A 2,859-nucleotide genomic window follows, 5' to 3' on the forward strand; every position below is an offset into this window, starting at 1 on the left:
CCTTGATGATGCCGACGACGGGGCCGAAGATCTCCTCGCGGAACAGTTCCATGTCGGCGGTGACGTCGGCGAACAGGTGCGGGGCGACGACGCGTCCCTCGATCGGTCCGGAGAGGAGTTCGCGGGCGCCCTCCTCGCGGGCCTTCTCGATCTTGGCGGTGACGGACTGGACCTGCTGGTCGTTGATGAGGGGGCCGACGATGGTGCCGGGGTCGAGCTGGTCGCCGTAGGTGAGGCCGCGGACGCGCTCGGTGTACTTCTCCACGAACTCGTCGTAGACGGGTGCCTGCACGATGATGCGGTTGATGGCCATGCAGATCTGGCCCTGGTGGAGGAACTTGCCCAGGGTGGCGGCGCCGACGGCCTGGTCCATGTCGGCGTCGTCGAGGATGACCAGCGGCGCGTTGCCGCCGAGTTCGAGGGCCACCTTCTTCATGCGCTTCCCGCCGACCGCCTTGACGCCGACGTTCTGGCCGACCGGGGTGGAACCGGTGAAGGAGATGAGGGAGGGGACCTCGTTCTCCACGAAGTGGTCGCCGATCTCCGAGCCTGCGCCGACGACGACGCCCAGCACGCCCTGCGGCAGGCCGGCGGCCTCGAAGATCCTGCCCAGCAGCAGGCCGCCGACGAGCGGGGTGTCGGAGGCCGGCTTGAGCACGACCGCGTTGCCGCAGGCCAGGGCCGGGGCGACGGAACGCATGGACAGGGCGAAGGGGAAGTTCCACGGGCTGATCACGCCGACGACGCCGAGCGGCTCGCGGAAGATGTAGTTCGTCTTGCCCGGGGTGTCGGAGGGGTGGATGGAGCCGCGGATGCGGGTCGGGAACTGTGCGGCCTCGCGCAGGGAGCCGAGCGCCAGGCCGGTCTCGATGCTCGCCTTCGCGATCGTCGAGGCCGACTCCGCCTGGATGAGGGCGACGACGGCGTCGAAGTTCTCCTCGATGAAGTCCGCCGCCTTGTTCATCACGGCGGCGCGGTCCTTCGGCGGCAGCTCCGCCCAGGCGGTCTGCCGCTGCTTCGCCACGTCATAGGCCTTGTCGACGTCCGCCCGGGACGCCTGACGGATCGTGGCGATGGGCTCGTCGTTGAAGGGGTTGACGGTGGTGGCGGTGCGCCCGGAGGTGCCGTCGACCCAGCCGTCGATGAAGAGCTGCTCGGAGATGAGGTGGGAGTAGTCGGACATGTTCTTCTCTTTTCCTGTGGTTCAGATGTCGGAGACCCGGAGGACGGCCTTGATGGTGCCGCCTTCGTGGGCGTCGTGGATGGCGCGGTCGATGTCGTCGAAGTCGTAGAGGGTGACCAGTTTGTCGAAGGGGAAGCGGCCCGCCCGGTGGAGCTCGAGCAGCCCCGGGATGAGTTCATGGCTTGTCGACGAACCACCGAGGGTGCCCACGATGGTCTTGCCGAACAGCGTGCGCATGTGGTCGACGGAGAAGCGTGCCTCTGCCGGGGCGCCGCCGACGAGGATGACGGTGCCCAGCAGTCCGACGGCGTCGGCGGCCTGCTCGATGACCTGGATGTTGCCGGTGCAGTCGAGGACGTGGTCCGCCGGGCCGCCGCAGATCTCGGCGATGGCTGCGAGCATGTCGGTGTCGCCGGAGTTGACGGTGTGGGTCGCGCCGAGCTCCTCCGCCAGCTCCAGGCGGTTGTCCTGCAGGTCGACGGCGATGATGGTCGCGGCCGGGGTGTTCCGGGCGGCCATCACCGCGGCCAGGCCGACGGCGCCGGCGCCGATGATCACGACCGACTCACCGGGGCCCGGCTGCGCGGTGTGGAAGATCGCCCCGGCACCGGTGGTGATGCCGCAGGCCAGCGGGCCGAGCAGCGCCAGGTCGAGGTCCTTGTCCACCTTGACCACCGCGTTGGCGCGGGTGAGGGAGTGAGTGGCGAAGGAGGACTGCCCGAAGAAGTGGCCGGACAGGGAGGAGCCGTCGGCGCGGGTGTAGGCGGAGGTGCCGGCGTCGGGGCCGTGCAGGCGGACACCGGCGAGCAGCTCCGGGCCGATGTTGAGGCAGTAACGGTGCTGGCCGCGGATGCAGTTGCGGCAGGTGCCGCAGTAGGGCCAGCCCATGATGACGTGGTCACCCGGCGCGACGTTGTCCACGCCCGCCCCGACGGCCTCGACCACGCCGGAGCCCTCGTGTCCGAGGACGCCGGGCAGCGGCAGGGGCATGTCCCCGCCCCGGGTGTTGAGGTCCGTGTGGCACACGCCGGTGCCCACGACCCGGACGAGCACCTCCCCGGGGCCGGGTTCGGCGAGGGTGAGTTCCTCGCGGACGAAGGGGGCGCCGATGGCGTCCACGACGTAGGCGTCGATCTTCATGGTGGTGTCCTCGTGTCAGTTAGAGTCCCCGCCTTCTGCGGGATCCGTGACACACACCTTCCCAAAAGTGGCCCAGGACACTCTAGGACTGGAGTGCAGAATCACTGGACCCGGAGTGCACCCCCGCTCACGCCCCGGCGGCCCGGAACTCGCCCGGACTCATGCCGAACTCCCGACGGAACACCCGGGAGAAATACGAGGGATCGGAGAAACCCGACCAGCGTCCGACCTCGGCCAACGTCCAGGTCGGGTGCAGGATCAGCAGTTCCCGGGCACGCTCGAGACGCAGCGCGCGGACCAGTGTGCCCACGGTGGTGTCCGCCTCGGCGAACAGCGCGTGCAGGGCCCGGACGGACATGAAGTGGGCGGAGGCGATCCTCCCCGGGGACAGGTCATCGTCGAGAAGATGCTCCCGGATCCACCCCTCAATGTCCTCCCTCCGGCGCACCCGCGTGAGCTCCGGGCCGTCCGGCGCGGACCCCACCGCGGACGTGAAGAGCATGGTGAGCAGATCGACGGTGCTGCGCACGATCTGC

General features: G+C 69.4%; 3 protein-coding genes. All 3 read right to left on the reverse strand.

The window, feature by feature from the left end; genetic code table 11:
* Positions 1-1,183 (reverse strand): aldehyde dehydrogenase family protein (locus tag GXZ33_RS09800; protein WP_291340852.1); only part of this gene is annotated, 1,183 nt, incomplete at its 3' end.
* Positions 1,184-1,204: 21 nt separating this feature from the next.
* Positions 1,205-2,323, reverse strand: a complete 1,119-nt coding sequence (locus tag GXZ33_RS09805; protein ID WP_291340853.1) for an NAD(P)-dependent alcohol dehydrogenase — start codon at positions 2,321-2,323, stop codon at positions 1,205-1,207.
* 127 nt (positions 2,324-2,450) lie between these two features.
* Positions 2,451-2,859, reverse strand: a 409-nt coding sequence (locus tag GXZ33_RS09810; RefSeq protein WP_291340854.1) for a helix-turn-helix transcriptional regulator, incomplete at its 5' end; no start/stop codon positions are given.

Origin of the sequence: Corynebacterium sp., assembly GCF_012838985.1 — a bacterium.
Classification (GTDB): Bacteria; Actinomycetota; Actinomycetes; order Mycobacteriales; family Mycobacteriaceae; genus Corynebacterium.

Excerpts from the sequence above, each read along its gene's own strand:
- GXZ33_RS09805 (WP_291340853.1), bottom strand. The coding sequence starts at position 2,323 with ATGAAGATCGACGCCTACGTCGTGGACGCCATCGGCGCCCCCTTCGTC.